At 43.2% G+C, this 24,233-nt stretch carries 28 protein-coding genes; 3 read left to right on the forward strand and 25 right to left on the reverse strand.

The genetic code is table 11. The features are described 5' to 3' along the window. Positions 1-2 precede the first annotated feature (2 nt). The 23 genes from ACERCG_RS00130 to dprA all read right to left on the reverse strand — a co-directional run bounded on the left by ACERCG_RS00130 (position 3) and on the right by dprA (position 19,997). Positions 3-1,004, reverse strand: a complete 1,002-nt coding sequence (locus tag ACERCG_RS00130; RefSeq protein WP_373610078.1) for a beta-ketoacyl synthase N-terminal-like domain-containing protein — start codon at positions 1,002-1,004, stop codon at positions 3-5. Next, complete coding sequence (locus ACERCG_RS00135; RefSeq protein ID WP_373610079.1) at positions 1,004-1,291, reverse strand: acyl carrier protein; 288 nt, start codon at positions 1,289-1,291, stop codon at positions 1,004-1,006. Before ACERCG_RS00135 ends, ACERCG_RS00130 begins: the two co-directional genes overlap by 1 nt. A gap of 111 nt (positions 1,292-1,402) precedes the next feature. Next, entirely contained in the window at positions 1,403-2,650 is a 1,248-nt protein-coding gene (locus tag ACERCG_RS00140; RefSeq protein ID WP_373610080.1) for an ABC transporter permease, read from the reverse strand. Continuing rightward, complete coding sequence (locus tag ACERCG_RS00145; protein ID WP_373610081.1) at positions 2,647-3,366, reverse strand: ABC transporter ATP-binding protein; 720 nt, start codon at positions 3,364-3,366, stop codon at positions 2,647-2,649. The genes ACERCG_RS00140 and ACERCG_RS00145 overlap by 4 nt, the downstream gene beginning before the upstream one ends. Positions 3,367-3,566: 200 nt before the next feature. Continuing rightward, positions 3,567-4,094, reverse strand: a complete 528-nt coding sequence (locus ACERCG_RS00150; protein WP_373610082.1) for a transposase — start codon at positions 4,092-4,094, stop codon at positions 3,567-3,569. A gap of 32 nt (positions 4,095-4,126) precedes the next feature. Further along, positions 4,127-5,125 (reverse strand): BtrH N-terminal domain-containing protein, encoded by a 999-nt coding sequence (locus ACERCG_RS00155; RefSeq protein ID WP_373610083.1) that lies wholly within the window; start codon positions 5,123-5,125, stop codon positions 4,127-4,129. A 28-nt stretch (positions 5,126-5,153) separates the two neighbouring features. Next, complete coding sequence (locus ACERCG_RS00160) at positions 5,154-6,155, reverse strand: virulence RhuM family protein (protein ID WP_373610084.1); 1,002 nt, start codon at positions 6,153-6,155, stop codon at positions 5,154-5,156. Beyond that, complete coding sequence (locus ACERCG_RS00165; RefSeq protein WP_373610085.1) at positions 6,145-6,537, reverse strand: hypothetical protein; 393 nt, start codon at positions 6,535-6,537, stop codon at positions 6,145-6,147. The genes ACERCG_RS00160 and ACERCG_RS00165 overlap by 11 nt, the downstream gene beginning before the upstream one ends. A 68-nt stretch (positions 6,538-6,605) precedes the next feature. Then, a complete protein-coding gene (locus ACERCG_RS00170; protein WP_373610086.1) occupies positions 6,606-7,745 on the reverse strand; it encodes a beta-ketoacyl-ACP synthase III in 1,140 nt (379 codons plus the stop codon). Next, entirely contained in the window at positions 7,735-8,193 is a 459-nt protein-coding gene (locus tag ACERCG_RS00175; protein WP_373610087.1) for a type II toxin-antitoxin system VapC family toxin, read from the reverse strand. Before ACERCG_RS00175 ends, ACERCG_RS00170 begins: the two co-directional genes overlap by 11 nt. Before the next feature lie 3 nt (positions 8,194-8,196). Continuing rightward, complete coding sequence (locus tag ACERCG_RS00180; RefSeq protein WP_373610088.1) at positions 8,197-9,345, reverse strand: AAA family ATPase; 1,149 nt, start codon at positions 9,343-9,345, stop codon at positions 8,197-8,199. A gap of 21 nt (positions 9,346-9,366) precedes the next feature. Beyond that, positions 9,367-10,272, reverse strand: a complete 906-nt coding sequence (locus ACERCG_RS00185; RefSeq protein ID WP_373610089.1) for a flavodoxin family protein — start codon at positions 10,270-10,272, stop codon at positions 9,367-9,369. A 13-nt stretch (positions 10,273-10,285) separates the two neighbouring features. Continuing rightward, positions 10,286-11,527, reverse strand: a complete 1,242-nt coding sequence (locus ACERCG_RS00190) for a beta-ketoacyl-ACP synthase (RefSeq protein WP_125134437.1) — start codon at positions 11,525-11,527, stop codon at positions 10,286-10,288. Between the two features lie 78 nt (positions 11,528-11,605). Beyond that, entirely contained in the window at positions 11,606-12,334 is a 729-nt protein-coding gene (fabG, locus tag ACERCG_RS00195; RefSeq protein WP_006251925.1) for a 3-oxoacyl-ACP reductase FabG, read from the reverse strand. Between the two features lies 1 nt (position 12,335). Next, entirely contained in the window at positions 12,336-14,246 is a 1,911-nt protein-coding gene (locus ACERCG_RS00200) for an RNA-binding domain-containing protein (protein ID WP_373610090.1), read from the reverse strand. A gap of 7 nt (positions 14,247-14,253) precedes the next feature. Next, positions 14,254-14,712, reverse strand: a complete 459-nt coding sequence (locus ACERCG_RS00205) for a dehydratase (protein WP_373610091.1) — start codon at positions 14,710-14,712, stop codon at positions 14,254-14,256. Next, positions 14,705-15,922 carry a beta-ketoacyl-ACP synthase gene (locus ACERCG_RS00210; protein WP_373610281.1) on the reverse strand — a complete coding sequence of 406 codons (1,218 nt, stop codon included), beginning with the start codon at positions 15,920-15,922 and terminating at the stop codon, positions 14,705-14,707. Before ACERCG_RS00210 ends, ACERCG_RS00205 begins: the two co-directional genes overlap by 8 nt. Then, complete coding sequence (locus ACERCG_RS00215) at positions 15,919-16,338, reverse strand: hypothetical protein (RefSeq protein ID WP_373610092.1); 420 nt, start codon at positions 16,336-16,338, stop codon at positions 15,919-15,921. Before ACERCG_RS00215 ends, ACERCG_RS00210 begins: the two co-directional genes overlap by 4 nt. Positions 16,339-16,399: 61 nt before the next feature. Further along, a complete protein-coding gene (rplA, locus tag ACERCG_RS00220; RefSeq protein ID WP_373610093.1) occupies positions 16,400-17,089 on the reverse strand; it encodes a 50S ribosomal protein L1 in 690 nt (229 codons plus the stop codon). A 4-nt stretch (positions 17,090-17,093) separates the two neighbouring features. Then, positions 17,094-17,522, reverse strand: coding sequence for a 50S ribosomal protein L11 (rplK, locus tag ACERCG_RS00225; protein ID WP_025235141.1), 429 nt, complete (start codon positions 17,520-17,522; stop codon positions 17,094-17,096). Between the two features lie 234 nt (positions 17,523-17,756). After that, entirely contained in the window at positions 17,757-18,320 is a 564-nt protein-coding gene (gene nusG, locus ACERCG_RS00230) for a transcription termination/antitermination protein NusG (protein WP_373610094.1), read from the reverse strand. Position 18,321: 1 nt separating this feature from the next. Next, positions 18,322-18,735, reverse strand: coding sequence for a preprotein translocase subunit SecE (gene secE / locus ACERCG_RS00235; RefSeq protein ID WP_373610095.1), 414 nt, complete (start codon positions 18,733-18,735; stop codon positions 18,322-18,324). Between the two features lie 122 nt (positions 18,736-18,857). Next, positions 18,858-19,997 carry a DNA-processing protein DprA gene (gene dprA / locus ACERCG_RS00240; RefSeq protein ID WP_373610096.1) on the reverse strand — a complete coding sequence of 380 codons (1,140 nt, stop codon included), beginning with the start codon at positions 19,995-19,997 and terminating at the stop codon, positions 18,858-18,860. A gap of 87 nt (positions 19,998-20,084) precedes the next feature. Between dprA and def the strand changes: the two genes are divergently transcribed. Genes def through ACERCG_RS00255 form a run of 3 tightly spaced genes read left to right on the forward strand, consistent with a single transcriptional unit; the run spans position 20,085 to position 21,860 of the window. Then, complete coding sequence (gene def / locus ACERCG_RS00245; RefSeq protein ID WP_373610097.1) at positions 20,085-20,597, forward strand: peptide deformylase; 513 nt, start codon at positions 20,085-20,087, stop codon at positions 20,595-20,597. A gap of 60 nt (positions 20,598-20,657) precedes the next feature. Beyond that, complete coding sequence (gene rfaD, locus ACERCG_RS00250) at positions 20,658-21,584, forward strand: ADP-glyceromanno-heptose 6-epimerase (protein ID WP_373610098.1); 927 nt, start codon at positions 20,658-20,660, stop codon at positions 21,582-21,584. 33 nt (positions 21,585-21,617) lie between these two features. Next, a complete protein-coding gene (locus ACERCG_RS00255) occupies positions 21,618-21,860 on the forward strand; it encodes a PTS transporter subunit EIIB (RefSeq protein ID WP_373610099.1) in 243 nt (80 codons plus the stop codon). A gap of 31 nt (positions 21,861-21,891) precedes the next feature. Here the strand turns inward: ACERCG_RS00255 and ACERCG_RS00260 are convergent, their stop codons facing one another. Beyond that, complete coding sequence (locus tag ACERCG_RS00260; protein ID WP_373610100.1) at positions 21,892-22,713, reverse strand: MurR/RpiR family transcriptional regulator; 822 nt, start codon at positions 22,711-22,713, stop codon at positions 21,892-21,894. Positions 22,714-22,892: 179 nt separating this feature from the next. Then, positions 22,893-24,233 carry a PTS sugar transporter subunit IIC gene (locus tag ACERCG_RS00265; protein WP_373610101.1) on the reverse strand — a complete coding sequence of 447 codons (1,341 nt, stop codon included), beginning with the start codon at positions 24,231-24,233 and terminating at the stop codon, positions 22,893-22,895.

Here is a 24,233-nt window from a genome sequence, read left to right on the forward strand (position 1 = left end):
ATTTAATAAAATTTGAGTACCCACCCCACATTACTCCCGCCAAATCCGAGGAAATAACAGAGGCTATATTGGCTTACTGCAAGCGGTCGATTTCCGCCATTTTTTTGCTGTTGTTCCCTGAAATGTTCCCACAGCCACGCCGTCTCCACCGCACCGCTCGCACCTAATGTATGCCCCAGTTCGGCTTTGGGCGACAACATCTCTGCCTGTGGAAAAACCGCTTGGAGCAAGGCTTTCTCCGCCTCATCAAAATTGCCACCGACCAAATGCGGTTTAACCTGCAAAACTTGGCGAAAATCCACCGCACTTTGCTGCAAAATAGCCTCAATCAGAGCCTTTAATGCGGTTTCACTATTATTGGTGAGATTATCAAAATCCGTTTGACCAGTGACGCCCAGCAGTTCACAAGGCAGATCGGCATTTGCCTGCGAGCTTAACGCCACACAGCCTAACCCTTCGCCCAGCACAATGCCCTCTCCGTTTGTTTCCGCAAGCAGGTGCATAGCGTGAAAATGTTCAAAGGTTAAGCGGTTAAACGGCTCAAAACCGATCACCAACGCCTTGTCGCACCAACCTTGCGCCAACATTTGTGAGGCGTAATAAATGCCCTGCGCCGAGGCGGTACAAGAAGTGGCAAGCGAATAAACTTTGGTTTGGTAACGTGCTTGCAAATAACTGCCTATCACCGCAAGGCTGTAAGCGTCAGGCAAGGGCTGGCCAGCGGCAAGTCGAGCCTCACAGTCGGCAATCACATAGCCGGTGGAGCCAAGAAAAATCGGGATTTGACACAATGTTTCCTTTTGCCAGCCGGCTTGTTGGAGGCAATGTTCAATTTGCTCATCGATTAGCCGATAAAGCGCATCAAGGGCAAGCGGTGACTGCGGAAACTGCTTGAAATAGGGCAATTCCCTTTGCTCACCAAGCTGACAAGCGGTCTGTTTTTGCAAACTTTCGGCAAAATCCAACCGCTTGTAACGGCTTGCCGCCACCAAAAACACCGCCATTATGCGTGGTTCTCCCGAATAAATTTTGCTAAATCCGCCACGCACATCATATGTTTACGCACCGCTCGGTCGCCCTGCAACCGTACCCCAAAGTGCGCTTGCAACGCCACTACAATTTGGAGTGCGTCGAGTGAGTCGAGCTGAATACGGCTTTGATCGCCGAACAGATATTCATCATCGCTAATTTCCGAAGGCTCAAAATCATCTTTTTCGCTTTCACTTAAAATCAATTTTTTTAATTCAAGTTCGAGTAAATTGGGTTCTAAGGTAAATGTATATTTCATCATGTGTAGGGTGCGTTTGCTAACGCACCGTCTCCTTCTTTTCACAGTCTGTTGGTACGTTTGCTAACGCACCGTTATGGGAAGATTTAATGGTGCGTTGGCAAACGCACCCTACTAAAATCTTACCTGCGTTTTTAATTGATGCTGATAAACCACCGCGGCCAGTGCCAACATTGCCACACCGCAAGCGGTTAATTTCCACAGAGAATCTGCAATTTGATGAAGATCGGCGTGGTTGAGTAGCAGATGTTGGAACGCACTTAACGCCCAGCCCATTGGTGAAAATTCGGCGAGCGTTTGCATTATTTCTGGCATCACATAGGTCGGCACCATAATGCCTCCAATCGCCGCCATAATGATAATTCCACCACCGCCCAGCACCACGGCGTGTTCGGTGGTGCGGGCTATCACGCTGACCAATAAGCCATAGCCCAGCGCCGACAGGCTGACCGCAGCAGCCAGCACCGCATAGTGCCAGCTTTCGCCAACCAGCGAAAACGCCGGCATTTCAAGCCGAGGCAATACGAAATAGCCGAGGGCAACCATACCGATAAATTGCAGTTGGTTGATCAAAAAATAGGGAATGAGCTTCGCTACAATCAATTTGGTGGCAGAGGCGCGTGCCATTCGCAGCCTTGTGATGGTGTTGGTTTGCCTCTCCATCGCCATCACGTTTGAGAGCGGAATCATAATAAAAAACATCCCGAAAATCAGCCACGCCGGTACGCTGTGTTGCACCGAATTGGGCTTGGTGACTTCCTTTCCTTGGCGGTTGAGGTAGATTTCCGCCCAGAGATCTTTGGCAAGATAGGCGTTAATTTGGGCAAACTTTTCGTCCAATTCCTGATTAACTTTCTGCTCTATCTCTTTGATTTGCTTGCGTTTATTATTTTCCAATGTGATGTGATTATCATCAAGATAGCTTTTTAACCGCAATTCAGTGTAATGCTTTTGCAGCACACCTTTCACGCCCAGCAACCAGCCTCGATCCACGCTCGGATTCAGCCAGAGTTGCAGCGGTTGTTCCGCTGAAAGTGCGGTGGATTTTGCATTCGGATTAGCAATAATCAGCGCAAATTTGCCCGCTTGTAACTCGCTTTGATAGTGTGCCAGCTCGCTCATATCCGCCTGTTCCAGCCACAGATTTTCTTGCTTTAACGCATTAGCAAAATCGGCATTTAGCTCACTATTCGGCTCAGATAACAACACAATCGGCGAAGTTTGCTTAATTTCCTCATTATTACTGAGTGCTGCCGACATAATCAGCATAAATAAAATCGGCATCATAAACAGCACCGCTACGCCGTGCAGATCCCGACTTAATAGCCGAAGTTCTTTTAAGATCGAGGCAAATAACATCATTTTCCTGCCTGTTTATCTAAAAATGCCAAATAAAACCGCTCCAACGAGCCGTGTTCACGCACCAGCTCCTGCACCTTGCCTTGATAGAGCAATTCACCTTGGCTGAGCAATACCACACGCTCACAAAGTTGTTCAATCTCTTGCAAATAGTGAGAGGTATAAATCACGGTGACCCCTTGCCCAATCAGCGTTTTCACCGCATTGAGAATAAATTGGCGGGAAACGGGGTCAATGCCGACCGTGATTTCGTCCAAAAACAAGATTTTCGGGCGGTTAATCAACCCAATCGCAAAATTCAGCCGGCGTTTCAAGCCACCGGAAAGGTGCTTGGCGAGCTTTTTACGATGCGCCTGCAAACCGCTTTTTTCCAACAGCTCCTCGAGGTGTGCCTTGTCGTTCAGGTCGTAAAGGGAGGCAAAAAAGCAGAGATTTTCCCACACCGTTAAAAGTGGGTAGAAAGCAAAATCCTGTGGCACAAGGGAAATTTGATGACGCTCGGCACGGCTTAATTGCTCAAACGGCACACCATCAAGCAAAATCTGCCCCGATTGCACCGCTTGCAACCCCGTCAGCAACGACATTAAAGTCGTCTTCCCCGCCCCATTTTCACCGAGCAAACCGATAGCGGAGGCCGGGGGAATATGCAAATTGATATTTTGCAGGGCAGGGGTTGAAGTGTTGGGGTATTTGTGGATTAAATTTTTTATTTCTATCATACTCGTAGGGTGCGTTTGCTAACGCACCTTTTAATCAATTAATCATAATTGTTGTGAATGGTGCGCTAGCAAACGCACCCACTATTTCTTATAAATTAGCCCTGATTGTTGTGAACGGTGCGTTAGCAAACGCACCCTACTATTTCTTATAAATTAACACTGATTGCTGTGAATGGTACATTCGCAAACGCACCATACTATTATATTTCACCTTTAATCATCAAATCGGGATTTCCGCCCCAGTATTGCGGGTAAATACCTTGTTTTACATCACGATGGAATGAAGAATATTGCCAATCTTTTACAAATTTCACATAGCCATGCTTTACAGGGTTGTAATAAATATAATCCATATGATTAGCTAAATCTTTCTCATCACGGATTAAATGTTCCCAAAACCGTCGTTGCCAAATAGTTAATTCTTTTCGTTTAACTCTACTTTCATTTAGGCTTGGCTGTTGAGGTAATTTCATTGAGAAATTACGTTTTATTGATTGAATACGCCGAGAATAATTTTGATCTCCTTCCGGTAATTGAATGATCATATGTAAATGATCAGGCAAAATACAAATCGCAATAATTTTAAAAGGATAATATTTTTGTGTTTCAGAAAAAGCTGACCGCAATTCATGAATATATCGAATTAAAAAATCCGCCTGACGATTTTCTAAAACCACCGTGAAAAAGTAGAGACCACCTTTTGTAAAATCTCTGCGATAATTTGGCATATTATCTCCACAAATTGATCTTTGACGGTGCGTTAGCAAACGCACCCTACCAAGAAACGCCACAACCTTTCTTCTCTCTGTGCAATCTCCCTCAAACACGCAGCCACTTCCCGATAGCCTTCCGCTGTCGGTTTTCGGCACTGTTTGACACAGAGACTTGCAAATTCCCGCCATTGGTCGCCGATTTCGGTCATTTGCTCGGAAGCCTGTTTGAAATTTGGCTCTTGGCAAATTTCAGCCGCTTGTTCGAGGAAATAGGCATAGAGATAGCGGAAGCCTGCGCCGCCGGTGCCGATTTCTTCCTGCATTCGCACAATATGCCCAAGGTACAAGCGGTTATATTTTTCGCCTTTTTTGCAACGGCTCAGTTTTTCGATGGATTTTGCCACCGTGCGAATACCTTTCACGCCCACAAAAAACAGTGGGGCGAGCATCTGTTTTGCCTGTTTGCGCACGGCTTGGCGAATGAGGGTCGGCAAATCAAGAGCGCTCAAATCCGGCGTGCTGTCGAAATAGTACATCAGTCCTTTCGCTGCCAATGCGCCTTTGGCAAAACGAGCTCGTTGCAGGTCGGTAGCCGAGCAGCGTTGCACGTTTTCAAACACGGGGTCGCTAATTAAATATTCCTCGCCCTCTTTGCCATACACCAACAAATTATGGGCGTTGAAATGAAAACGCATTTCCGGCGGGAAGTAGGGCAGCCAAAATACGGAAGTCTGTAGCCCGACTAATTTACCCTGTGCCAATGCCTTATCTAACGCCTGCTGCCCTGCCATTTCATTGGAAAACTTCTGCATTTTCAACCGCACTTTCAGGTGTTTTGACAGTGTTTTGATAATCGATTTCGGCGGCATGCGGTAGGAAATCAGCGGCATTCCGCTCACTTTAATCAAGGGCAGATAGACAAACGTCAAGGCGTGCGACAGCCCGAAAACCATCGCTTCGTTAAAATCAACACCCTGCGATTTCAGCAGGGTACTCATCACGCCACTTTCGCAGTGGGCAGTGTGTTGGTGGGGGAAGTTGTTCATTTGCAAAAAATTTGGGTTATTTGACCGCTTATTTGTTTAATTGGAATAATTGTTCAATATATTTTTCGCCGATTTGTTCCTTTTCTAAACGGCGTTTTTCGGCATATTTATCATATTCGGCGAAGGCTTTTTCATCGGCTTGCTTTTTACTGATTGAACCTTGGTCATTCAATATATTTCTCTCATTAAATGCAAGAAAACTATCTAATTTTTCTTCCCAATCTTTGAGAAAAAATTGTTTTTTTCGGCTGGCTTGATCCTCTGCAAAATCCAGCCACATTGAAACAATACGATTTAATGCTGTGATTTCCTGCTCATTCAAATAATTTTTCGCCACGACCACATCTTGTTTTACCACTTCCGAGCCTTGAAAATTGGTTAAGCCCATATTGGGTAATTCAGCATTAGCTCTCTGAAAAATAATTTCGGCAGCAGTATGATCTGTACAGGCAAAATGCAACTTATTTTGAATTTTCTGGAAAAATTGTGTAGTTTCTTTAAAACTCGGTTGATAATCTGCCGCTAAGGTAAAAATTTCACGCACTCGCAAATACATTCGCCGTTCACTGGCACGAATATCACGAATTTTTTCCAATAAGAGATCGAAATAATCGTCCGCTTGGTTCGCACCAATCGGCGGATTTTTCAACCGCACTTCATCTAGCACAAAACCTTTTTGGATATATTCGCCCAAAGTACGGGTTGCCCATTGGCGAAATTGCGTACCACGAGTGGAACGGACACGATAGCCGATGGCTAAAATGAGGGGTAAAGGATAATACGCCATTCGACGTTTTATTTCTCTTCCACCTTCATTCTGAACTGTCAACTGAAAGTTGACGGTTGAATTTTCATCAAGCTCATTTTCCTCAAAGATGGCTTTAATATGCTTGCTGATATTTTGCTTGGAAGTTTGATAAAGCTCGGCAATTTCAAGCTGAGTAAGCCAAAGCTGTTGGCCCAATTCACGGAGAGTGAATTGGGATAAACCGTCTTCGGTGGTGTAGAGGATGATGTTGTTATCTGCCATTTTTGAATTCCTCAAGAGATAATCCAAAAGTTTCCGCATATCTCCCCAAAGCCTTTTCCCCCAACCTCGCAAACACCTCCGGTCTAAAATGCCGTCTTACCTGCCATTTCCAAAAGCCGGTGGCTTGGGCGAGAGAGGTTTCGTCGAAGCGGTATTTGTACATCAAATAGTAAATAACCGATTTTTCGCCGTTTTTGACCGCTTGTAGAGCCTGTTCGGTGAGTTCGTCCAAGGCTTGTACCGCTTGTTGGGTGGCGAACTCTTCTTCCGCCCAGCCGTTGGATTTTCCGGCTTCAAATTTGCCGTTACGGGTAGCGTAAATCACTTTGCGTTCGCCGTTGAAGATTTTGCTGTTGTCTTGGGGAATGTCTTTTATATCCATAATTCGTAGGGTGCGTTTGCGACAGCACCATAAATATCTCTTTTTTTCGGTGCGTTGGCAAACACACCCTACACAATAATCGCTTCCAATAGCATAAAACACGATGAGAACCTTCCGCTTTCCGGTACATAGCAGAGGATTTTTTGCCCTTGTTTAAGATCGTGGGTGCGGATAAATTCATCCAACATAATGTAAATGGAAGCGGAGCCGGTGTTGCCTTTGGTAGTCAGGTTGGTAAACCATTTTTCCTGTGGGATCAGGAAATTGATCCGCTGTAAACCTTCCAATAATTTATCTCGGAAGAAACCGGACGAGTAGTGTGGCAGGAAGTAGTCAATCTCTTCGGCGTTGAGCTTGTATTTCGGGATAATCCGCTTCAATGCTTTTTCCACCGTGTATTTGACGATGTTTTCGTTGAGCAGTTTGACATCTTGTTTCACCGCCATTGCCGAGCATTCGGCACGTTGGGCTTCGCTCATTGCTTTCCAACCGGTGTAGTTGCCGTCGATAAATTCCGCACCGGCGTACATACAAACCGGCATTTCGTTAGCGTAAGAGACCAGATCAATCCAATGAATTTTGAGGCTCAACCCTTTTTCGTTCGGCTGATTGGCAAGCAATACCGCCCCTGCACCGTCGGAGAGCATCCAACGCAGGAAATCTTTCTCAAAACCGATCTCAGGGCGAGCATCGTCCAGTTTTTTGTGATCGATTTCGGCACGGAAATGTTCACTGCGCATAATGGCGGAGGCGGTTTCGGAAGCCGTTGCAATCGCAGCACGATGCTCACCGGTGCGCACGGCATTATAGGCGTGCTTCATCGCGGCCATTCCCGCCACGCACACGCCGGCAGTGGTCAGCACTTCCATCGGTTCGGCATCAAGCAAGCCGTGTACCATCACCCCCTGTCCCGGCATAATTTGGTCAGGGTAAGACGTCCCCACAGCCAAGCAAGTCGCCGATGTTGCAGAATTTCCCAATTTTTTGACCGCTTGTACCGCCAACTCGGTACTGCTGTGAGTCGCTTGGCGGGTTATCGGGTCAATGGCGTAATAACGATGTTGAATACCGTTAGAACGCAAAATCATCTTCCGCACTCGAGAAGGCGTTTCGCCCACCATTCCCAGTACCGCTTCCATTTCATCGTTGGACACAGGGGCATTGGGTAAAAAGGCGGAGGTGTTGGTGATATAGACGTTAGATAGCATTCTGTTTCTCATCACTCATTTGTTCGTATAATCTGTCAATATGAGATAAATGACTGTCTGCCGATAATATCTCTAAGTTTTCCATTTTAGCCGTTGCATAATGAAACATATCAAATTTCCGTTTTTCAAGGTTCTTAGGAACATTATCTCTTTTTGATTTATATTCATCAAAACGATATAAATCACGGGCAAGATCAGCAATTTCATCTCGAATATCCAGTGATTTAAACTGTTTTAATATATTTTCTAATTCTTCCAGTTTAGTTTCATCTTCCCATTTTATACCTCTCATTACTTCATAACGAATTAAAGGAGTTAGTATAAAACGGTTATTGGGATCGGATAACTTTTGACGAAGTTCTCGAAGAGCTTCACGTTTTACCTCTGAATCAGAATTTGAATCAACAAGATAAATCAAGTTGTTGGTATCCAATAAATAATTTGCCATTATTTATCCCCCCATATTCTCTAATTCTTGTTGCACTAACTTCAAAAGCGCTTTTTTCGCTTCTTCTTGTGTTTCTTCATTCAGTCGAGAACGTTTTAATTCATTTAAGTTTACATCAAAGGCATCGTGTAATAAGTCGATAAATGAAACATTACTTGGATAATCAATCAATTTTCCATATACCACGCCATCATCTTTATTTCGTTCTAAACGATAAGCTTCCCCGTGTTCTAACTGGCTGATAACCAGCGAAGAGTGCGTAGTAATAAAAAATGTCGTATTAGGAAATAATTTTTTCAGTAACGGAATAATTTTAACCTGCCATTGGTTATGTAAATGGCTTTCGATTTCATCGATCAATACAACCCCACGCACATTGGCAATTTGTGTTTCATTAGTGAAATAACTGTAGCCGGCAATAATAGATTGCAAGATTTTTAAAATAGAAGAAAAACCGCTGGAAAGCTCTGATAGCTCTCGTTTTTGGTTTTCTATTTTTATGAATACTCGGTTAGAGCCTGAAATTTCCATAAAATCCTTAGAAATTCTATGATCAATACTATTCAATAACTCTAGCAATGTTTTGATTTCAATTTCTCTATTATCTTCTTTTGATTGGTATGGGTTTGCAGATTGTGCCCTCTGGATAATCCATTCTTCAATAGGCATTTCACTATTAATATTTTTTAAACTCTTACTCTGAGAGGAATTAAAATATGAATAAATATATTCAAAATAATCTTTTTCTCTCTCTAGCTTACTCCCCAATTTACTTATATTATTCTTACTAGTATTTATATATGATCGATTACCTGCTGATAAATATAAAATAGGATAGTTATGAGATATGTATTCAAATATATTAGAAATATCTGTTAGCGGATTATTTTCCAAACTAAAATTAAAAATTAAGCTATTAGCTTCAACTTGTGAAAAAGGTATATTATTCCTAACGATCCATCTATCTTCTGATAAAACTTTAGTATAACTAAAAAATAAAAGAACAAATAAACTCTCCAAAAACTTCGTTTTCCCGACACCATTTTCCCCAATTAAGGTATAAACACGTTGATCAGGTAAAAAATCCAATTCCATTGTTCCTACGCCTTTCATTTGTTCAAAGCGTAATTTGGACGATAGTAATGTTTTCATCATCATCTCCTAAAATTAAAGTTACTCGCCCGAAGGCTCGGCAAAATACCGTTTTTGTTTTTCTAATTTCTCTTTCAGCAGTGGGCGTAATAGTCGTTTAATCACCGCCGAAATCGGGACGACGGTTAAAATTAACGTCACTAAAAAGATGATGTAAAAATAGAGTACCGCTTGGCGTAAGTGCGGTGAAATTTGACCGCACTTGATCAGCAATTTGCCCCAAAGGTGGAAACTTCTTGCACCGACTTTTTCGCTCATCATCAATTTTTCGTCAATTTTGACCGCTTGCATTTGGCGGAAAAGGGTGCTGTTAAGCGGTTGGTTTTGGCTAAAAATGTGCAAAAGTTTTGCCCCGAAGCGTTTTACATCTTCCATTTCGCTTTCGGCAATGCCGGCGCTCGGCAGCTTGCCGATTTTTTTCTTGCCGGTCAGCATCCAAAGCGGTGTGGTGATAAAACTCGCCCAGTCGTTAGATTGATCTACTTTGACCACGTTGCCAATGAGCTTCGCCTCACTCTCGGCAAGCAGTTTTTTCACTTTTTCCTGCGCCATCAGCCACATATTGCGACAGCCGATCAGCGTGATGACGGGCGTATCCTTCAACACTTTTTTTGCCTGTTCACTCTGTAAAAAAGCGGTAATCGGCTGGCTGGGGGAGAGAAACCACACGGAGTAGGCGATGATCACCAAGTCGTATTTTTCGTGCTTAAACGACAGAGGCTCAATCGGCGGCGGTGTGAGGTGGACGGTTTCGGGGAAGGTGTTAAAAAAACGCATAAACCGCCACGGAAACGGGTATTCCTGTTGCGGCTTAATTGCGAGTTTTTCCACAAAAACGCCCGCTTGTTCAAGCGGTTGTACAAAATTTTCCGCCAAACGGGTGAGTTGCCCGGTTTGGGAGTAATAAACTAATAATATCTTTTTCATTATTTGAAAACGGTTATTTCCAACGTTTAAAAATCAATGAGGTATTCACACCGCCGAAGGCGAAATTGTTGTTCATCACATAATCGGTGTGGATTTCCCGTCCGTCACCTTGAAGGTAATCCAAGTCGCCACAGCGTTCATCGACATTTTCTAAATTCAGTGTTGGGGCGAACCAGCCGTCTCGCATCATTTCAATGCTGAACCAGCTTTCCAATGCACCACAGGCACCGAGCGTATGTCCTAAGTAGCTTTTTTGTGAGCTGAGCGGAATTTTGCCGAACACCGCTGCGGTGGCTTGAGTTTCAGCAATGTCGCCCTGCTCGGTGGCCGTGCCGTGTCCGTTTACATAGCCGACTTGGTTCGGTGGAATACCGGCATCTTTGAGGGCGAGTTCCATACAGCGTTGCATTGTGGTGGCTTGTGGGCGGGTGACGTGGGAACCGTCACTGTTTGCTCCGTAGCCCACCACTTCGGCGATAATGTTTGCCCCTCGTGCCAAGGCGTGTTCCAGCTCTTCTAGCACAAACATCCCTGCCCCCTCGCCGATCACTAAGCCGTCTCGGTCTTTGTCATAGGGGCGTGGCGTGCCTTTCGGGTTGTCGTTGCGGCGACTGGCCGCATAGAGGCTGTCAAATACATAGACTTCAGAGGCGCAAAATTCTTCGCCACCGCCGGCAAGCATCATCGGGATCATACCGTATTTAATGGCTTCGTAAGCGTAGCCGATACCTTGGCTGCCCGAGGAGCAAGCACTGGAAGTCGGGATAATCCGCCCTGTCAGCCCGAAGAAAATGCCAATATTGGCAGCGGTGGTGTGAGGCATCATTCGCACATAGGTGTTGGCATTGAAGCCGTCTGATTTGCCGGTCATCAGCAATTCGGCGGCGTCTTTGATGTCATTGGTAGAGCCTGTGGACGAGCCACACGCCACACCCATTCGCCCGTCTTTTAGCCAGTCGAAAATCACGCCGTTTTCGTCCAGCAAACCGGCCTGTGCTAAAGCCCGCTCGCTGGCCTCCACCACAAATTGAGACACTCGTCCAAGGCTGCGCAACTGCTTGCGGTTCCAATGTTTCGGCGGTTGATAACCGTGAATTTCCGCCCCTAATTGTGCCTCTAATTCCGGGTAACGCTCTACCCAATCGGCTTTATGTTGAACGGCATTTTGCTTGCGTTGGAAGGCCGCTTTCACTTCCGCCCACTCTTTACCAAAAGCGGTAACCGCACCAATGCCGGTAATGACGACTCGTTTCATATCTTATCCATAGGGTGCATTTGCGACAGCACCATTAAAATTTTGTTATGTGGTGCGTTGGCAAACGCACCCTACTATTTAACACAACCCACCATTAACAGCGATGACTTGGCGTGTGATGTAAGCGGCTTTTTCATCCATTAAAAACGCAACGGCGTGTGCCACTTCATCAGGATCGCCCATTCGTCCTGCGGGGATCATTTTGAGAATTTCTTCGATTGGGACGTTTTCGTCCAGAATATCGGTATCAATCAAGCCGGGCGCCACGCAGTTTACCGTGATTTTACGTTTGGCAAGCTCGATGGCGAGTGCTTTTGCCGCACCAATAATGCCGGCTTTTGAAGCGCTGTAATTGACCTGCCCACGGTTGCCGATCAAGCCGGAAACCGAGGTGATACAGACAATCCTGCCTGCTTTACGGCGGCGGATCATCGGCATCATAATCGGGTGCAGGACGTTGTAAAAACCGTCTAAATTGGTACGCAACACGCTGTCCCAATCCTCATCGGTTAAAGCAGGAAAAGCGTTATCACGGGTAAGCCCTGCATTTAGCACCACGCCGTAATAGGCACCGTGTTGTTCCACATCTGCCTCTAAAATCGACCGCACTTTTTCACGATCCGCCACATCAAACTGTAACACTCTGGCATTTTTTCCGAGATTTCTGACCGCTTGTGCCACCGCTTCCGCTTCTTCCACACGAGAACGGCAATGCACCACAATATCAAACCCTTGTTGTGCAAGGGTTAAAGCAATCGCTTTACCGATGCCACGGCTCGAGCCGGTGATGAGAACTGTATTATTCATTTTATTGTCCTACGGTTTTGTATGCTTGTTTAGGGTGATTTTTAGCCGTTGGATAGGCTAATTCTAACTTATTTTCTTTGACTAATGGATTTAGGTAATTTTTCCGGAGCGTATCCGCTTTTTTATCTAGCAGCAAAGCAAGATCCGCAATCGTAATATAACCAAATTGACAAAGTCTCAGAATCCCTTCCATAAAAGGCTCTTTACCAATTCTTCGAACATCGCCTTGTAGCTCACTTGCAATCAATTTCAATGCTTGCCACCGCTGGTTATCGCCTATATCTGTAGTTGATTCCGGAGCTAGGTCCGGATCCAACTCCGGATTATCCGGACTTAGCTCCGGATTTTTAATAAAGTCCTGAGCTAATGCTTTGCCTGTTTGGTTATCAGGAGTTGGCATTTCAAACTCGGGGCGATGATAAATTTTACTGCGCTGCTCACCACTGGATGAAATCATACAAAGCTTTTCTAATTTCACCAATGCAATTGTCACATCTCGAGAATGCACCGAAATATGCAGACAAATTTGCTTATGAGTTAAAGATTCATTCGTATAAATTTCAATTAGAATTGTTCGCTCTAATTCTGAAAGCTGAATGAATTTCTTACCGTATCGTTTTGCAAGAGAATCTATAATCTCTTGCGGATATAAAGAGATCGTTTTTAGTTCTAAAATAGTTTGTTCATTAGGTTCTCTCACCTCTTTTAAATATGGCATACGCCAATGTTGCGTTTTCCAACCGCTTAAAATTCTCGGTAAACCAGAGCCGGCCTGATCGCCAAAACGAATATAACGAAACATTTGAGCCAATAAGCGATTACGGCAGTCGGCTTCTCCCCCTTTCAGCGCAATTTCAATCGGAATTCTCATCAACCCAGGATTACGAAAATAAAAAGCATCTGGTTTTTTAATAATTTGGATTGAAGCTTTATTACTGTAATCTGCATGAATAAGTGAATTAGCTAAGGCTTCTCGTAATGCGATATGTACAGGGGTATCTTCTTGACGTAAACCATTTTCGACTTTGAAAGGTACTTTAATATTTTCGACTAATTTACGATAAACTCGCTGAGAAAAATCATATAAATTACCTGACCATTTGCCATCTAATGTAATTCTATCAATCCAGCGTTCTTCTGGATTATTTGAATGCTCTTGATAATCTAGCATATAAAAAGGAAATTTCTCTTGAATGGCCGTATGATTACCAAACATCAATAGCCCTGCAATAGTAAGCCCTTTATTACCTGTTTCACGTTCAACTTTATAAGCACCAATTTTCTCTAAAAATGCTAAATCTGATAATTCATTCCAAGGATGAGTAGGATCTAAATTAGTATAACGCTGCCGATAATTATGCAACGACTCCAAATTTAAATCGTTAATTTGAAAGTGCTTTAATACCTCAGAGTCCAGTGAATCTGATGTTTGCTCTGCCAGCATTCTTTTCACTTGTTCATCAGTTAAACGTTGATCTGATTCATTAAGACGATGATAACTATTCCCTAACGGGTTTCCTTTTAAATAAACGGGTCGTTCAGCCCTCTTCGCTCTTGGAACATAAATGATAAGCAAGGATTTTTGATCATCAAGTGGCAATTCTTTAATAAAAGAATTTGTCAGTAAGTTGATACTGACTTTTTGAGGGTTGTTTGCAAGGTCAACTATCTGTTTTTTTACTTGTACTACGTTTGTAATTCCCTTTGCAATAAAGCTATTTTTCTTTTCTTGCATACCAAGGACAATATAACCGCCATCAGTATTCGCAAAGGCACTATATGTATCCCACATATCAGAAGGCACTTCACCTACCCCATCCTTCCCTTGAGCAAGCTTGCACTCTAATTCAGAAGATTCTCGCAATAGCTTTAAATCGTCAATACTTTCCAAATAGTCAAAAATATCTTTCATAATACAATTATTTCCCCAAGTGTTCTTCCTTCGGACTAAACACATTCAGCGCACCTTCCAAAATCACTTGGTTGTCGGCTAAATCGATCAGTTGGCAGTCGAATACGCCGAAGCCGGTGGCATCTTGAATAGACATTTTGATCTGAATTTGTAGCTGTGAGCCAATCGGGATTTCTTGGCCGTGGAGGTGCAGTTTGCGAGTGCCTAGCAGGTAGCCTAAGCGAACCGGTTCACCGGCTTGTGTGGCAATACACCCGGCCCACGCTGCCACGCCTTGAGCCATAATTTCAATGCCGGCGTAGGTGGCGAGTTTGCCGTGTTTGATCAGCGGATTATCGGGGCGAATGTTGGCTTCAGCGGTCAGAAAATCCTCGCCGAATGCGGTAATGCGGTCGAGTAGGATCATATTGCCACTATGCGGAACCAATGGTGCAATTTGTTCGATAGGGAAGGTGAATTTATGCATCGCTTTCTCCCAAAATCAGCACGCTGTTGTTGCCGCCAAAGGCAAAAGAGCTGCTTGCGCCAATCCGTCTGCCTGCTGCCCAACGGCTCTGTTCATCGGTGATCGCAAGGTTCGGCAGGTTTTCGTCCGATTGTTTATCCCATAATTGCGCAGGGAGCTTGCCGGTCGGGTTGTGTTGGCGACTGAGCATTCCCCACAAAATCGCCGCTTCCACCGCACCGGCAGCCCCGAGCGTATGCCCTGTGTAGGGTTTAGTAGTGGTGCAAGCGGTCTGATTACCGAAGATTTTTGCAACAGCGAGGCTTTCCATTTGATCGTTGTGAAGCGTCCCTGTGCCGTGCAGGTTGATCCAGCCGATGTCGGCTGCGTCTAAGTTGGCATTGTGCAGGGCATTTTGGAAAGCGGAAATTGCCCCTTCCCCTTCGGGGTGAGGCGAGGACATATGGTAAGCGTCCGCGCTGGAACCATAACCCAGTAACTGAATGCGATGTTCGTCCAACGGTTCACGGCTCATCACAAACACCGCTGCGCCTTCGCCGATGTTAATACCGTTACGGTTAGCGGAAAATGGGTTGGTTTGTTGGTTTGATAGCACTTCCAGCGAGCTAAATCCGCTGATCGTTAAAGGCGAAAGGGTATCCACACCGCCGCAAATCACCGCATCGCACAAGCCGGCTTTCAGTAAACGGGCGGCAGAAATTAACGCTCTTGCCCCAGAAGTGCAAGCAGTGGAAATACCATAACTCAGCCCCGTTAAACCATACACTTCAGCAACAAAATCGGACGGCGCAGAGAAGAGAATTTGCTGTTGATTAAACTGCTCAGCGGCATAATCGCCCTGCACACCGGCTTTGAAGACGGGAATATTTTCATCGGCGCCAGTAGTGGACGTGCCGATGATCACCGCAATCCGCTCACGCCCGAATTGCTCGATACAAGCGGTAATTTTAGGCTCAATTTCTGCAAGGGCATGCCATAGCAGTTGGTTGTTGCGGCTGCGGTGAGCGTCTGCCAGATGTTCAGGAAAAGCACGAAGTGGAAATTTAACGGCACCCAGCATTTTAACGGCAGCTTCGATACCGTTGTCTGCAAAGGGTTTGTCGGTTTCACCCAATGGCGAAGGAATACTGTCTAGCAAGCCCTCAATATGCCGATCAATGCTCTCGCCAAGTGCTGTGACAATGGTGGGTTGGGTTAAAAATAGGTTCATTCTTGCAACTCTCTTATCTTCCATTGACTACCGTCAGGTAACGTGATGAAAAACTCAGGCGAATTTATTTCCAATCGCCAGCGGCTGTCTAATTGAAAAGGTTGTTCGTTCGGATTTAACACATTAGCAACCGCACTAAACAGCAACTTAGCTTGTTGGTTCGGCATCACAAAACCGTCATTTTGCCAACCATTTGGGGTTAAAATCACACGAGCCAGTGGGCTACCGAGTGGATCGGTTTGTATCCAGCGCCATTTATTCTCATAAAATTGAATTACAAGCAAACTTTGCTGGCCATTATTTTCAACTTTAAAGGATTTTACGGATTCAGTCTGTGGCGGTAATTCCTTAATTTCAGGTAATACTGTACAAGCACTGATAAAAAAAATAAAGCAAAAAGATAATAGTTTTAACATTCTTACCTAAAGAAAAAGACCGTAGGGTGTTAACACTACGGTCTTTTGATTCCATTAATAATTAAAGTGATGCTTGATCAACTGCAACACCAGCACCCATTGTAGTAGAGATGCTTACTTTCTTGATGAAGATACCTTTTGCTGTTGTTGGTTTTGCTTTAGTTAAAGCAGCTAACAATGCGTTTAAGTTATCTTTTAATTGTTCAGCTGAGAAGTCTGCTTTACCGATAGTAGTGTGGATAATACCGTTTTTGTCGTTACGGTAGCGGATCTGACCTGATTTCGCATTTTTAACCGCTTCTGCAACGTTTGGTGTTACAGTACCTACTTTCGGGTTTGGCATTAAGCCACGTGGGCCTAATACTTGACCTAATTGACCTACAACACGCATTGCATCTGGAGAAGCGATAACAACATCAAAGTTCATTTCGCCTTTTTTGATTTGCTCTGCAAGATCTTCCATACCTACTAAATCTGCACCCGCTGCTTTCGCTGCTTCTGCGTTTGCACCTTGTGTAAACACAGCAACACGAGCGGTACGACCTGTACCGTGTGGTAATACTGTTGCACCACGTACGTTTTGGTCTGATTTACGCGGGTCGATACCTAAGTTTACTGCAACATCTACGCTTTCAACGAATTTCGCTGTTGCGAATTTTTTTAACAATTCAACTGCTTCGTTGATGTCATAAGCTTTAGTAGAATCTACACCAGCTTTAATTGCTTTCATTTTTTTAGTCAATTTAGCCATTGTATTATTCCTCTACGATTAAGCCCATTGAACGAGCTGTACCAGCGATTGATTTCATTTTGGTTTCGATAGTTGAACCAGTCATATCTGCTGCTTTCGTTTCAGCAATTTGACGGATTTGTTCTTGAGTTACTGTACCCACTTTATCTTTGTTCGGTTTACCAGAACCAGATTTGATACCTACCGCTTTTTTCAGTAATACTGCTGCTGGAGGAGTTTTGGTAACGAATGTGAAAGATTTATCTGCATATACAGTGATAACAACTGGAATTGGTAAACCTTTTTCTAAGCTCTCAGTACGAGCGTTGAATGCTTTACAGAATTCCATAATATTAACACCTTGCTGACCTAATGCAGGACCAACTGGTGGTGATGGGTTAGCCATACCCGCTGCAACTTGCAGTTTAACGTAGGCTTGGACTTTTTTTGCCATTTTAAATTTTCCTTTATTGTGGGTGATAACGCTGAAAATCAGCTCCCCTGTTACATAAAAAATACGAGTCAGCAGGCTGGCTCGTAATAGGTCGCAAATTCTAAATAATCTACGACTATTTTTCAAGCAAAACTTTCGTTTTGTTGAATAAATCTTGTTACAAGCGGTCTTTTTTCAGTTGAATTTTGCAAAAAATCGAGAAAAATAACCGCTTATCTGTGAAATTAATTGGAATTAACTCTGTTTTTCAACTTGGCTGAATTCTAATTCTACCGGAGTTGCACGACCGAAAATCGATACAGAAACTTTCAAGCGACCTTTTTCGTAGTCCACTTCTTCGACCGTACCGGAGAAATCTGCAAACGGCCCTTCTGTTACCAAAATGCTTTCACCTGGTTGGAACTCTTTTCTGTGGCGTGGTTTTTCTGCCGTTTCTTGAACACGGTTTAGAATGCGATCGGCTTCACGCTTGGTAATTGGTGCTGGGCGATCCGCTGTACCACCAATAAAGCCCATTACACGGGGAACGCTTTTCACTAAGTGCCAAGTATCGTCATTCATTTCCATTTCAACTAATACATAGCCCGGAAAGAATTTACGCTCAGTTTTACGGCGTTTACCGCCCACATTTTCTACAACCTCTTCGGTTGGCACTAATACTTCGCCAAACTGCTCTTCCATTTTATGAAGTTTGATGTATTCGCGTAATGTTACTGCCACACGGTTTTCAAAACCTGAAAATGCTTGTAATACATACCAACGTTTTGAGCTGGTTTCTTTTACTTCTACTTCATTCATTTTAGAACCTTAAATTTGTTAAAAATGTAATTAATGCCACGATAATAGAATCAATACCCCATAACACTAATGCAACAATCACACACATCGCAAGAACAATTAATGTTGTTTGCGTTGCCTCAGGGCGTGTCGGCCAAATAATTTTACGCAGCTCAGTGCGAGAATCTTTTATAAAATGAATTGCTTTTTGTCCTTGATTAGTAATAGCTGCGAATGCGACAGCTCCAATCAATAAAACCACCAATAAAAGCACTCGAACAATTAATGAAAAGTGCGATGCAAAATAAGTATTTCCTACCGCTGCAACCACTAAAAGTGCAATAGCTAACACCCATAATAGGGTATTCACACCTTTACTTTTTGACCCTTTGTGTTCAACTTGTTCAAGGGACTTTGTTTTAATCTCAGTAGCCATATATAACCTAGAAATGAATAAAAAATCGAATATTTATTTTTAAAGCGTTAAATTCTATCATTTTCTACAAAAGTTGCCACGATCTTTTATATATTTTTCGCTAAATTTCTTCTAAAAAACGATCAACTTGCCACATAGCCCCCACTCACTTGCTTAATCACGCCTAATAATTCCAAGCCGAGCAATTCCACTAACAAGGTTTCTACGGACATTTCTGCTGCTTTGGCTAAATCATCAATCGTAATAGGCTCTAAGCTGATATGCTGATAAATTTGCTGCTGGCAAGCGGTCAGATTTGGCAGATTTTTTGCAAATTTTTCGCTGTTTCTAACCGCTTGTAAAGAGGTGCTTACTATTGGCTTAGGCTCATCAAACAAAGGGATTTGTTGAGGTTGGTATTGAGAGGCGACCGCTTCTAACATATCCTCCACACACTCCACCAGCAATGCCCCTTCTTTAATCAGCTTATGGCAACCTTGTGCGTAAGGGTTTTGCACCGCATTCGGTAACGCAAATACTTCCCGACCTTGTTCAAGGGCATAGCGAGCGGTAATTAAAGAGCCACTATTGATGGTTGCTTCAATCACCAAAGTGCCGAGCGATAAACCGCTGATTATGCGGTTTCGACGTGGGAAATTTTCAGCAATCGGGGGCTGATTAGGCGAAAATTCAGACACCAATGCACCACCTAACTCGACAATTTGCTCTGCCAGTTTTTGATGGCGGGCAGGGTAAATCCGGTTTAATCCGCTGCCTAACACGGCAACCGTAACCCCTTGATGTTCCACCACTTTTTTATGGGCAAAGCCATCAATTCCAATCGCTAAACCGCTGGTCACTGTCATATTATGTTTCACTAAGTCAGCGGCAAATTGCCCTGCCCAATATTCACCGTAGGGCGAATAATCCCGACTGCCGACAATCGCAATTTGCGGTAAAGCAAGGCTTTCGACATTCCCCTTTACAAATAAAATCGGCGGAGCGGTGGAAATTTGCCGCAACAAGAAAGGATAAGCTTTATCAAATAAACTCAGGATTTGCTGATTCGGCTGCTCCGCCCAAGTTAGTGCCTGCTCAATCCAATGTTTATCCGGATTAAACCAACGCTGAATTTGCTTTTCATTCCAGCCTATTTGCTTAAGCTGAATTTTGTCATAATCACAAAACTGAGCAAAATCGACCTCGCTCAATAATCGCCCAATTCGCTGTGCACCCAACTGCGGAACTTGCAATAATCGTAATAAATTGTACTGATGTGCCATTTTTATTCCTCAACATTTCCCTAATAATAAGAAAAGGTTTAAAATAGCCAAACGAATTTTTTAAACTTTTCGAGTGAGATCACAAAAATGGCAGTATTAGAGGTTGTACTCTACCCTGATGAAGGGTTGGCAACAATGTGTAAACCTGTAGAACAGGTTGATGAAGAATTAAATCGTTTTATTGATGATATGTTTGAAACAATGTACGAACACGAAGGCATCGGGCTTGCCGCACCGCAAGTGGGCGTATTAAAACGAGTAATTACCATCGATATTGAAGGCGATAAAACCAATAAAGTCGTGTTAATCAACCCTGAAATTTTAGAAAGCTGCGGCGAAACAGGCATTGAGGAAGGGTGTCTTTCCATTCCAGGACATCGTGCATTAGTACCACGCAAAGAGAAAGTGAAAGTTAAAGCCTTAAATCGCAAAGGCGAGGAAATTGTCTTCGAGGCAGACGGGCTTTTCGCCATCTGCATTCAACACGAAATCGACCACTTAAACGGTGTGCTGTTTGTGGATCATATTTCCGCCCTCAAACGCCAACGCATTAAAGAAAAAATGCAGAAGCTAAAAAAGCAGATTGCAAGGGCAAAGTAACGGCTACAAGCGGTAGAAAAAACGAAAAATTTTGCAAATTAAAACAAGAAGGATAGAAAAATGATCATCGTAACCGGTGCTGCCGGAATGATTGGCAGCAATATAGTAAAAGCGTTAAACGAAATCGGTCGCAAAGATATTTTAGCGGTAGATAACCTAAAAAACGGTGAAAAATTCATCAACTTAGTGGATTTGGATATTGCCGATTATTGCGATAAAGAGGATTTCATCGCATCCATTATTGCAGGTGATGACTTTGGCGAGATTGATGCCGTTTTCCATCAAGGAGCTTGCTCTGCCACAACCGAATGGGATGGCAAATACTTAATGCAAAATAACTATGAATATTCAAAAGAGTTATTGCACTTCTGTTTAGACCGCCAAATTCCGTTTTTCTATGCCTCAAGTGCCGCAACATACGGTGGACGCTCTGATAATTTTATCGAAAAACGTGAATTTGAAAGCCCATTAAATGCCTATGGCTACTCAAAATTCTTATTTGATGAATATGTTCGCCGTATTCTGCCAGAAGCGGAATCGCCAGTATGCGGTTTCAAATACTTCAATGTTTACGGACCTCGTGAACAACATAAAGGCTCAATGGCAAGCGTGGCATTCCACCTTAACAACCAAATGCTAAAAGGCGAAAACCCAAAATTATTTGAAGGTTCTGAACAATTCTTGCGTGATTTTGTGTATGTAGAAGATGTCGCAAAAGTAAATCTATGGGCGTGGCAAAATGGGATTTCAGGGATTTTCAATTTAGGCACAGGCAATGCGGAATCCTTCCAAGAAGTTGCAAATGCAGTGATTAAATATCACGGCAAAGGCGAAATTGAAACGATCCCATTCCCGGATCATTTAAAATCTCGCTACCAAACCTTTACCCAAGCAGATTTAACCAACCTCCGTGCAGCCGGCTACACAGGTAAATTCAAAACTGTTGCGGAAGGCACAGCGGAATATATGGCGTGGTTGAATAGATAAGTTTTTCTAAAATATTCTTCAAAGGGAGGAAATATGTCTGATAAAGATATTATTAATAACATCATAAATGCTCTTGGTAACAAAGAGAATATTAAAACAGTAGATGCCTGTTTAACACGCTTGAGAGTGGTGTTAAAGGATAACAGCCTACTGAATAAATCCGTACTAAAAAAACTAGGTGCCGTAGATGTAGTCAAAGTTGGCGATACCCAACAGATTATTTTTGGTACGAAATCAGCTCAATATCGTGATGAGATCAAAGCACTAATCAGCTAAAAATTAGACCTGCAATTCGCAGGTCTAATTTTTAGGCATTTTTCAGTGCAAGAGAAACCGCTATTGTTTGAGCCAAAGTCATAGTGGCACACTGTGAACGGAAACCGCTTACTTGAGCTTCTTTAATAATAAAAGAGACATCGCTAAAAGAAAGCAGCGGGCTTAGTTGGCTATCTGTAATTGCAATATGTTTTACCCCTGCTCGAGCTGTGGCAGTAACCACATTTAAAGTCTCATTTGCATAGGGCGAAAAACTTACTGCAATGACTGCATCTCCTTCACGAATTCGACTCAGCTGCTCATCAAACATTCCACCAGAGCCATCAATCATAAATACATCATAATCTAAATGGTGTAACGCATAATTTAGATAGTTAGCAATGCTGAAAGAGCGTTTTAACCCCACAATAAAAATGCGTTTAGCACTATGTAGAATATCTACTGTTTGTGCTAACTGCTCTTGGCTAATCTGCTCAGATAATTGTTGTAACGCTTGAGTGTTGCCTTGTACGAATACATCAAGAATATGATTGAGTTCATTATTCTCATCAAGCGATTCAATTTGACGAAAAAGTTGCACTCTCTCGGTGTAACGAGAAGTACCTTCCATCATATTTTGGCGATAAAGTTGTTTGATTTCATTAAATCCGTTAAACCCCATTGCATTTGCAAAACGGATAAGGGTTGATGGCGGAACGCCAGCACGCTCGGCAATGGTGGAAACCGTATCAAATACTACACTGTTTCCGTTATCTAAAATATATTGTGCGACCTGTTTGAGTCGTTTGCTTAATCCGTCGTATTGCTTACGGATCTCTTCCTGAAAATGGGCAAGTTGAGTAGGTTCATTCATAGATGATTAGTTATTAAAATAGAGGGCTAAAAATAAGATGAGCTATTATAGCTTAACAAATCATCAGACATAGTAGTTTTTTTAATAAGCGGTTAGATTTATTCATTTTTTTGCAAAATAAAAGGCTAATCATTTTAGTAAATTTGATTAGCCTTATTTCATATTTCATTTATATGAAATTATTGTGCCGCCATTTTAGCTTTTTCTATTAAATCCTGCTCTGCTTTCGGATCAACATTTTGTAGCTGCTCTTTTTCGATACAAATCTTTTCATATAATTTAAAGAATGGGTAGTAGATAATGATATCTAAAATGATTAGAGAGATACTTAATATCGGAGCCCAAATATCGCCGGCAGACACTAAATATGCACCTATCGGTGCAGGTGTCGTCCACGGTGCCATTAGATAAATTCGGTGGATGAGGTCAAAATCCAAAATTAAATATGCAATTACCGCATTGGCTAATGGAGTTAGAATGAGTGGAATAAAGAAGAGCGGATTTACTACCATTGGTACACCATAAACAATCGGCTCGCCGATAGAGAAGAATGATGGTACTAAACCGATTTTCCCGATTGAGCGTAAGTGTGCCGATTTACTGCGAACCAATAAGAACGCTAATGCAATTACCCCACCCGATGCCCCGTGTACGATATAGAAATCCCAGAACGAGTTCGTAATAATGAACGGCAATGGCTCACCCGCTTGGAACGCCGCTAAGTTTGCTGCCATATTTTGCAGTAGGAATGGTGTCCAAAGTTGCATTAGCACTAACGAACCATTGATCCCCAAGAACCAGAGCAAATGAGTGGCAATAACGAACAGGCAAATTGCTCCTAAAGAATCACTTACCGCAATAAGCGGTGCCATAAAATCCATAATCAGTTGCGGAATATTGCGACCAGTTTCACTTTCTACCCAAATAGAGAACGGATAGAGTGTAAGTAAAATCGCTAAAATTGGAATCACAATATTGAGAGATTCCGCTACTGCGTGCGGTACTTCTTTCGGTAAGCGGATTTTGATTTTCAGGAACTCCAACAAGCGGGTCATTTCTACCGAATAAAAAGCAATAAAGATAGCAGAGAACAGCCCAATACCACCGAAGAATTTAATGTCCATCATACCGTCTTTTACCGGAGCGGCGACTAACAAGAACGCCATCACGGAGAGAAATGCCGCAGGTAACGGTTCCCGTTTATAGGCTTTAGCGAGATTGTAAGCAATACTGGCTGAGGTAAACAGCGAAATCGCATTAAACGACATTTGGAAGAAGTTCCAACCATACGGGCTTGCCCAGTTAGCAAAACGCCACCACGCTTGACCAAACGCATTGGTTGTATTTTCATCAAACGGTGGAATGAGCAAAATCATAATAAAACTACCGACAATTAAGAACGGTAGCACCACGATAAAACCGTCCCGAATGGCGGAAATGTGCGGTTGGTTTTCCATACGACGGGCAACCGGTGCCACGTGCGTATTCATAAAATCAATAAAGTGTTGTGAGATAGACAT

Source organism: Mannheimia sp. E30BD (genome assembly GCF_041807785.1).
Classification (GTDB): Bacteria; Pseudomonadota; Gammaproteobacteria; order Enterobacterales; family Pasteurellaceae; genus Mannheimia.

Coding starts and splice junctions, on each gene's coding strand:
- fabG (WP_006251925.1), bottom strand. CDS start 12,334: ATGAATAATACAGTTCTCATCACCGGCTCGAGCCGTGGCATCGGTAAA.
- ACERCG_RS00260 (WP_373610100.1), bottom strand. CDS start 22,713: ATGAATGAACCTACTCAACTTGCCCATTTTCAGGAAGAGATCCGTAAG.
- nusG (WP_373610094.1), bottom strand. CDS start 18,320: ATGAATGAAGTAGAAGTAAAAGAAACCAGCTCAAAACGTTGGTATGTA.
- ACERCG_RS00160 (WP_373610084.1), bottom strand. CDS start 6,155: ATGGCAGATAACAACATCATCCTCTACACCACCGAAGACGGTTTATCC.
- dprA (WP_373610096.1), bottom strand. CDS start 19,997: ATGGCACATCAGTACAATTTATTACGATTATTGCAAGTTCCGCAGTTG.
- ACERCG_RS00265 (WP_373610101.1), bottom strand. CDS start 24,233: ATGTCTATCTCACAACACTTTATTGATTTTATGAATACGCACGTGGCA.
- ACERCG_RS00210 (WP_373610281.1), bottom strand. CDS start 15,922: ATGAACCTATTTTTAACCCAACCCACCATTGTCACAGCACTTGGCGAG.
- ACERCG_RS00190 (WP_125134437.1), bottom strand. CDS start 11,527: ATGAAACGAGTCGTCATTACCGGCATTGGTGCGGTTACCGCTTTTGGT.
- ACERCG_RS00180 (WP_373610088.1), bottom strand. CDS start 9,345: ATGAAAACATTACTATCGTCCAAATTACGCTTTGAACAAATGAAAGGC.
- ACERCG_RS00135 (WP_373610079.1), bottom strand. CDS start 1,291: ATGATGAAATATACATTTACCTTAGAACCCAATTTACTCGAACTTGAA.
- rplK (WP_025235141.1), bottom strand. CDS start 17,522: ATGGCAAAAAAAGTCCAAGCCTACGTTAAACTGCAAGTTGCAGCGGGT.
- def (WP_373610097.1), top strand. CDS start 20,085: ATGGCAGTATTAGAGGTTGTACTCTACCCTGATGAAGGGTTGGCAACA.
- ACERCG_RS00185 (WP_373610089.1), bottom strand. CDS start 10,272: ATGAAAAAGATATTATTAGTTTATTACTCCCAAACCGGGCAACTCACC.
- ACERCG_RS00215 (WP_373610092.1), bottom strand. CDS start 16,338: ATGTTAAAACTATTATCTTTTTGCTTTATTTTTTTTATCAGTGCTTGT.
- secE (WP_373610095.1), bottom strand. CDS start 18,735: ATGGCTACTGAGATTAAAACAAAGTCCCTTGAACAAGTTGAACACAAA.
- ACERCG_RS00165 (WP_373610085.1), bottom strand. CDS start 6,537: ATGGATATAAAAGACATTCCCCAAGACAACAGCAAAATCTTCAACGGC.
- ACERCG_RS00205 (WP_373610091.1), bottom strand. CDS start 14,712: ATGCATAAATTCACCTTCCCTATCGAACAAATTGCACCATTGGTTCCG.
- ACERCG_RS00170 (WP_373610086.1), bottom strand. CDS start 7,745: ATGCTATCTAACGTCTATATCACCAACACCTCCGCCTTTTTACCCAAT.
- ACERCG_RS00200 (WP_373610090.1), bottom strand. CDS start 14,246: ATGAAAGATATTTTTGACTATTTGGAAAGTATTGACGATTTAAAGCTA.
- ACERCG_RS00130 (WP_373610078.1), bottom strand. CDS start 1,004: ATGGCGGTGTTTTTGGTGGCGGCAAGCCGTTACAAGCGGTTGGATTTT.
- rplA (WP_373610093.1), bottom strand. CDS start 17,089: ATGGCTAAATTGACTAAAAAAATGAAAGCAATTAAAGCTGGTGTAGAT.
- ACERCG_RS00145 (WP_373610081.1), bottom strand. CDS start 3,366: ATGATAGAAATAAAAAATTTAATCCACAAATACCCCAACACTTCAACC.
- ACERCG_RS00140 (WP_373610080.1), bottom strand. CDS start 2,650: ATGATGTTATTTGCCTCGATCTTAAAAGAACTTCGGCTATTAAGTCGG.
- ACERCG_RS00155 (WP_373610083.1), bottom strand. CDS start 5,125: ATGAACAACTTCCCCCACCAACACACTGCCCACTGCGAAAGTGGCGTG.
- ACERCG_RS00175 (WP_373610087.1), bottom strand. CDS start 8,193: ATGGCAAATTATTTATTGGATACCAACAACTTGATTTATCTTGTTGAT.
- ACERCG_RS00255 (WP_373610099.1), top strand. CDS start 21,618: ATGTCTGATAAAGATATTATTAATAACATCATAAATGCTCTTGGTAAC.
- ACERCG_RS00150 (WP_373610082.1), bottom strand. CDS start 4,094: ATGCCAAATTATCGCAGAGATTTTACAAAAGGTGGTCTCTACTTTTTC.
- rfaD (WP_373610098.1), top strand. CDS start 20,658: ATGATCATCGTAACCGGTGCTGCCGGAATGATTGGCAGCAATATAGTA.